Raw genomic sequence first — 6,781 nt, 5'->3', positions numbered from 1 at the left:
GTACAACAAACATACCAAATTTACAACCTTTAATTAAAACCAAATTAATTATTGTGTTAACATTCTTTTTAACACACATGGGGTGTGCCGAATTGCAACAAGTTGTTAATCAATTACCACAAGGCGGTGTTATTGGTAATACAGAAATAGCTTCTGGTTTAAGACAAGCCTTAGACCTTGGAATAGAAAAACAAGTAACAAAGCTGACCCAAACCGATGGTTTTTTTAAAAATGATTTAGTAAAAATATTATTACCAGAAGAATTAAGTAAAGTAGATAAAGCACTTAGAGATATTGGATTAAGCAATCTAGCTGATGAAGGCCTAAAAGTACTTAATAGAGCTGCTGAAGACGCTGTAAAAGAGGCAACACCAATTTTTATTGATGCTGTAAAAGATATTACCTTTGATGATGCAAAAAATATTTTATTAGGAAATAATGATGCCGCAACGCAATATTTAACCTCTAAAACGCAAGGAGCACTTTATGCTAAGTTTAATCCTGTTATTAAAAATTCATTTAATAAAGTTGGAGCAGATGAAATTTGGAGTAATTTAATAAATAAGTATAATAGCATTCCATTTACAAATAATGTAAATCCTGATTTAACCGATTATGTAACTGGTGAAGCTTTAAAAGGTGTTTATACGATGATTGCCGTTGAAGAAAAAGACATTAGAACAAATATTTCCTCAAGAACGACTGATTTACTTCAAAAAGTATTTGCATTACAAGATTAAAAATAATAAACTAAGACTTGAAAACCGATTATTAAATAATCGGTTTTTTTTATTCCAAAAATTAAACCCCATTAATTTAATGATTTTTTAACATTTAAGAAACATCTAAAACCCTCATTTACACGTACTTTAAATATAAAAAAGAACGTAAATGAACAAGCAATTTTGTAGAGTTGGTAAAATTAAACCAGACCTAAGTAAAACAATCAGTTTAAAGGATTTAGAAAGAAGAATATCAAACTTTGTAGATGATATTAGTAAGATTGATTTCCCAGACGGGTATCAAACTACCTCTATTTAGTTAATATTTTTTGCATTTCCTTTTGAAGCGCTTCAGCTTTAAGGGATGCTTCGTGCGCAAAATTCTCATTTGATGCGGCATAAATAATACCTCGTGAAGAGTTTATCAAAAGGCCAACATCTTCAGTCATACCGTATTTACAAACGTCTTGCAAATTTCCGCCTTGAGCGCCAACACCGGGAACTAATAAAAAGCTTTCTGGAATAATTTTTCTTATATCGGCTAAGTATTCTGCTTTTGTGGCACCTACAACATACATTAAATTTTTAGAATTTTTCCAAGATTTTGAGGTTTCCAAAACCTGCTTATAAACCTCTTTTCCGTCTATTTTTTTAGTTTGAAAATCGAAGGCACCTTCATTGGATGTTAATGCCAGCATAATAGTATGTTTATCTTCAAAGGCTAAAAACGGTTCTACTGAATCTTTTCCCATATACGGTGCTACTGTAACAGAATCGAAGGCTAAATCTTCAAAGAATGCTTTGGCATACATGGTACTTGTATTGCCAATATCTCCTCGTTTGGCATCAGCAATAGTAAATATTTCTGGGTAATTCTCGTTTAAGTAGTTGATTGTTTTTTCTAAAGCTTGCCAACCTTTTATACCATAAGCCTCATAAAACGCGGTATTTGGTTTATAAGCCACACACAAATGGTGCGTTGCATCAATAATTTCTTTATTGAAAGCAAAAATAGGATCGGCTTCTTTTAAAAGATGCTTTGGGATTTTATTTAAATCAACATCTAATACTATACATAGAAAAGATTTCTTTTTCTTGATTTGCTGAACGAGTTGGCTTGTTGTCACTTAGTTAGTTTTACATTACATCATTATTAGCCTTCAACTTCTCGGTGTTTTCAGCTAATTGTAACTCATCTATAATTTTTTGAATATCGCCATTTACAATGTTTGATAAATCGTAAAGTGTTAATCCAATTCTGTGGTCAGTAACACGTCCTTGCGGGTAATTGTAGGTTCTAATTTTAGCACTTCTATCGCCACTTGTTACCATGGTGCCACGTAAGGCGGCATCCTCTTCCAACTTTTTAGCTAACTCTAAATCGTATAAACGCGAACGCAATACTTTAAATGCTTTCTCTTTATTTTTATGTTGCGACTTTTGATCTTGACATTGCGCTACCAATCCGGTTGGAATATGGGTTAACCTAACCGCAGAATACGTTGTATTTACCGATTGCCCACCAGGACCAGAAGAACAGAAAAAATCAATTCTCACCTCTTTAGGGTTTATTTCTATATCAAATTCTTCAGCTTCCGGAAATACCATTACTGTAGCAGCACTTGTATGCACACGACCTTGGGTTTCTGTTTGTGGCACACGTTGTACACGATGCACACCGGCTTCAAATTTTAATGTACCATACACATCTTCACCCGAAACCTCAAACTGAATTTCTTTGAAACCACCATTTGTACCTTCACTAAAATCTACCGTATCTACTTTCCAACCTCTGCCTTCACAGTATTTTGTGTACATTCTAAATAAATCGCCTGCAAAAATACTAGCTTCATCACCACCAGTTCCGGCACGCAATTCAACTACTGCGTTTTTAGAATCTTCAGGATCTTTTGGAATTAAAAGTACTTTTATTTCTTCTTCAAGCTCAGGAATTCCAGCTTTGGCTTCTTCATATTGCATTTTAGCCATATCAACCATTTCTGCATCACTTCCATCCGCAATTATTTCTTCGGCTTCAGCCAAATTATTGGAAAGCTCTATATATTGTTCGCGCTTATCCATAAGGATTCGCAAGTCTTTATATTCTTTATTTAGTGCAACATAACGTTTTTGGTCTGTAATAATATCAGGTTGGATAATTAAATCGCTAACCTCATCAAAACGTTGCTTTACTATCTGTAATTTCTCTAACATCTGCCTTTTTTAATTGGACACCAAAAATACGATAATTTATGAATTTTCAATGGTTGCAAACCTTTGTTATACAGGTTAAATGAAAATATTTTTAAATAAATCTCGTTATTCTAAATACTTATGCAGCAGCTAGCGTCCATATTAATGTTTTACAGACCTTATATCATATGGTCATTAATAGTTAACATGCTATTTGCTTTTATAAAATTTGAAGTTGGATTAATTATAACTTCAAAACTGATTTTAGTGCTTCTATTATGGTATATTTTAAACGAAACCCGAGCAAAACGAAAATTAATTTTATATAAGAAATTAGGGGTATCCACGATAAAACTATTTTCGCTCCTTTTTATAATGGACTTAGTTATAAGTATTCCTTTTTTATTAATATTAAAGGAGTTTGTTTAAAAAAAGGAAGCCAAATGACTTCCTTTTTTAATTAACTAAAATTATTTCTATCCACATTTAGAAGACCCGCAATCTTTACAAGTTAAGCATCCTTCTTGATAGATTAAATTTTCAGATTTACAATTATCACATGCTTGCCCTTTAGCTTTAGTTCCATCTGCTACGTAACGCTTCAAGGCTCTAACCACACCGTTTTTCCAGGTATTTATAGATTCACTATCTAACTGTAAACTATTAATTAAGTCTACAATTTTATCAATAGGCATACCATGGCGCAAGGTACTAGAAAATAGCTTTGCGTAATTCCAAAACTCAGGGTTAAACTTATGCGACAAACCTTCAATGGTAGTCTTGTAACCTCTTGTATTTTTATATTGAAAGTCGTAACGCGAGCTTCCATCTTCATTTCTATTTTTAATGATTAATCCGTTATTTACCCAACGTGGAATCAAAATACCATCTTCGTCATCAGCTAAACCTGTAAAAACTTCATATGGTTTATCATCAATCAAACCGATAAACGCAATCCATTTTTCTTTATTATTTTGAAAACGAACCACATCAGCTTCCAAAACCTGTGGACGTTTTTTAGGAAATGCTGTTAGTAACTCCTGAGTTTTTTCGTCTTTTTTATCGTCATTAGCTATTAAAACACCAGAACGCGAACCGTCTCTATATACAGTTACACCCTTACATCCTACTTCCCAGGCTTTTAAATATAAATCACCAACCAAATCTTCAGAAACATCATTAGGCAAATTAATAGTGACACTTATAGAATGATCTACCCATTTTTGAATAGCGCCTTGCATACTCACTTTGCTCAACCAATCCACATCATTTGAAGTTGCTTTATAATAAGGCGATTTTTTTATCAATTTGTCTATCTCAGTTTGCGTGAAATTTTTAGAACTATCAATGCCGTTTACTTCCATCCATTGTTTAAAACGATGATGAAACACTACATACTCTTCCCAAGAATCTCCAACTTCATCAACAAAATCTACTCGAATATCTTTATCATTCGGGTTTACTTTTCTTCTACGTTTATAAACAGGCATAAAAACAGGCTCGATACCAGATGTGGTTTGCGTCATTAAACTTGTTGTTCCTGTTGGTGCAATTGTTAATAAGGCAATATTACGTCTACCATATTCAAGCATTTCGTAGTATAATTTACTATCTGCTTCTTTTAATCTTAAAATAAACGGATTATTTTCTTCGCGTTTGGCATCAAAAATTGAAAACGCTCCACGCTCCTTAGCTAAATGTACTGAAGCTCTATAGGCTTCTATTGCAATAGTTTTATGAACTTCTAAAGAAAATGCATTACCAGCTTCACTACCATATTGAATTCCTAATGCTGCTAGCATATCGCCTTCAGCAGTAATTCCAACACCAGTTCTTCTTCCTTCTTGAGCCTTATGCTGAATGTTTAACCATAAATTACGTTCGGTTGCTTTCACCTCATCTAATTCTGGATCCTCATCAATTTTCTTTAAAATTTTATCGATTTTTTCAAGTTCTAAATCAATAATATCATCCATAATACGCTGAGCTACCCCTACATGCTTTTTGAATAACTCGAAATTAAATTTTGCCTGAGGTGTGAACGGATTATCTACATATGAAAACAGATTAATTGCCAATAATCTACAAGAATCGTATGGACACAATGGAATCTCGCCACATGGATTTGTAGATACTGTTTTATAACCTAAATCTGCATAACAATCAGGAATTGATTCATTAATTATTGTATCCCAAAACAAAATACCTGGCTCTGCAGATTTCCATGCATTATGAACAATTTTTTTCCATAGGACATTCGCATTAATAGATTTAGATACTTTTGGACTATCACTAAAAATTGGATATTTTTGAGTATAATTAGTGCCATTCTTTACGGCTTTCATAAAATTATCATCAATCCTAACCGATACATTTGCCCCTGTTACTTTTCCTTGCTCTAACTTAGCATTAATAAAATCTTCTGAGTCTGGATGATTAATAGATACTGAAAGCATGAGTGCGCCTCTCCTTCCATCTTGAGCCACTTCTCTTGTTGAATTAGAATAACGTTCCATAAAAGGCACAAGGCCTGTAGAAGTTAATGCTGAATTTTTTACCGGAGAACCTTTTGGTCGTACATGCGATAAATCGTGCCCAACACCACCACGACGTTTCATAAGCTGTACTTGCTCTTGATCTATTTTCATGATGCCACCATATGAATCAGACTCACCAGAATTACCAATTACAAAACAGTTTGATAAAGAACCTATTTGAAACGGATTACCAATTCCCGCCATTGGGCTTCCTTGTGGAACAATATATTTAAAATCTTTAATTAAGTTAAAAATCTCGTCTTCCGTTAACGGGTTTGCATATTTAGTTTCTACTCTTGCAATTTCTTTAGCAATACGCTTATGCATATCATTAGGCGTTAACTCATAAATATTACCTTCAGAATCTTTTAAGGCATATTTGTTTAACCACACACGTGCGGCTAAATCATCGTTCTTGAAATATTTTACTGATGCATTAAAAGCGTCTTCAGAAGTGTAAGTTTTGGAAGTTTTTTGGGCGAGTTTTGTGTTCATTGGTACATTATGATTTTTTAGGTTCAATGGATTAATTTACGATTGTAAATAAAACATAAATGTACAACTTAAAACATGACAAAAATCATAAAGTTTACAAGCATAATAGATTAAAATACTGATATTCAATGTTTTAAAAATTTATCAACATAAAAAAGTTAACAAATTTTTAAAGTAAAATGTGACTTATATTTTTAGAAATCTACAGCAACACCAACACCCAAAAATTGCTTCCATTGTAGTTTTGCGCCAGCTTCATCATACTCGCCTTCAATATCTGTTTCAGTAATTGTTTTCACATCATCATCATATCTAATATGGGAACCAAAATTTGCCCTAACAAAAGAATTTACCTTAAAATCGAAATCAATTCTCCAGTCAATATCTATGTTTCCAAACTTATTAATATAATCAGAATATAAACTTAATTGATTTTTTAAATAAATATTTTCAACTAATTCCATTTCGTAGCTATTAGTTACTAGTATGCCAACTTCTCGTCTAATTTGCTCACCGGGAACTATAACATTACCATTTGCATCAATAACTGCTGGAGTCACACCAAAAGCCCCTGCATTTGCAAGGTCATCGTCTAAAACAAAAGTGGCTTTTAAGGTTAATGGTGAAAAATAAAAAGACAGTCTATCTATATTTTTTCCATACTCCACGCCACCACCAAAAAACAAATAACCTGGCGCAAGTAAACGTGAAATTGGTTCATCTTTATCTGGATAATTATAACCATTGGTCAATTGTGTTCTAAAATTAAGTCTTGCTGAATAAAACCAATTTGATTTACCTTCAGGATTATATCCTAAATTAGAATTTACCTCA

The 6,781-nt window shown here is 32.8% G+C and carries 6 protein-coding genes; 2 read left to right on the top strand and 4 right to left on the bottom strand.

The window, feature by feature from the left end:
• Positions 1 to 77: 77 nt before the first annotated feature.
• Both WBN21_RS14305 and WBN21_RS14300 read left to right on the top strand, forming a co-directional pair.
• Entirely contained in the window at positions 78 to 740 is a 663-nt protein-coding gene (locus WBN21_RS14305; protein ID WP_424201437.1) for a DUF4197 domain-containing protein, read from the top strand.
• A gap of 151 nt (positions 741 to 891) precedes the next feature.
• The gene (locus WBN21_RS14300) at positions 892 to 1,041 is read left to right on the top strand and encodes a hypothetical protein (RefSeq protein ID WP_424201435.1); all 150 of its coding nucleotides are present in this window, start codon (positions 892 to 894) and stop codon (positions 1,039 to 1,041) included.
• Here WBN21_RS14300 and pyrF read toward each other — a convergent pair.
• From pyrF to WBN21_RS14280, 4 genes are all read right to left on the bottom strand, one after another.
• The gene (gene pyrF / locus WBN21_RS14295; protein ID WP_424201433.1) at positions 1,034 to 1,849 is read right to left on the bottom strand and encodes an orotidine-5'-phosphate decarboxylase; all 816 of its coding nucleotides are present in this window, start codon (positions 1,847 to 1,849) and stop codon (positions 1,034 to 1,036) included. The genes WBN21_RS14300 and pyrF overlap by 8 nt on opposite strands.
• A gap of 10 nt (positions 1,850 to 1,859) precedes the next feature.
• On the bottom strand, positions 1,860 to 2,936 hold the full coding sequence (gene prfA, locus WBN21_RS14290; RefSeq protein WP_424201431.1) for a peptide chain release factor 1: 1,077 nt from the start codon (positions 2,934 to 2,936) through the stop codon (positions 1,860 to 1,862).
• 455 nt (positions 2,937 to 3,391) lie between these two features.
• The gene (locus WBN21_RS14285) at positions 3,392 to 5,947 is read right to left on the bottom strand and encodes an adenosylcobalamin-dependent ribonucleoside-diphosphate reductase (RefSeq protein WP_424201429.1); all 2,556 of its coding nucleotides are present in this window, start codon (positions 5,945 to 5,947) and stop codon (positions 3,392 to 3,394) included.
• A 194-nt stretch (positions 5,948 to 6,141) separates the two neighbouring features.
• Positions 6,142 to 6,781 (bottom strand): DUF3078 domain-containing protein (locus WBN21_RS14280; RefSeq protein WP_424201427.1); only part of this gene is annotated, 640 nt, incomplete at its 5' end.

The organism is Algibacter sp., assembly GCF_049667265.1.
GTDB lineage: Bacteria > Bacteroidota > Bacteroidia > Flavobacteriales > Flavobacteriaceae > Algibacter_B.
This window is presented reverse-complemented; position numbering and strand designations above follow the sequence as displayed.

Coding starts and splice junctions, on each gene's coding strand:
- WBN21_RS14305 (WP_424201437.1), top strand. CDS start 78: ATGGGGTGTGCCGAATTGCAACAAGTTGTTAATCAATTACCACAAGGC.
- WBN21_RS14300 (WP_424201435.1), top strand. CDS start 892: ATGAACAAGCAATTTTGTAGAGTTGGTAAAATTAAACCAGACCTAAGT.
- prfA (WP_424201431.1), bottom strand. CDS start 2,936: ATGTTAGAGAAATTACAGATAGTAAAGCAACGTTTTGATGAGGTTAGC.
- WBN21_RS14285 (WP_424201429.1), bottom strand. CDS start 5,947: ATGAACACAAAACTCGCCCAAAAAACTTCCAAAACTTACACTTCTGAA.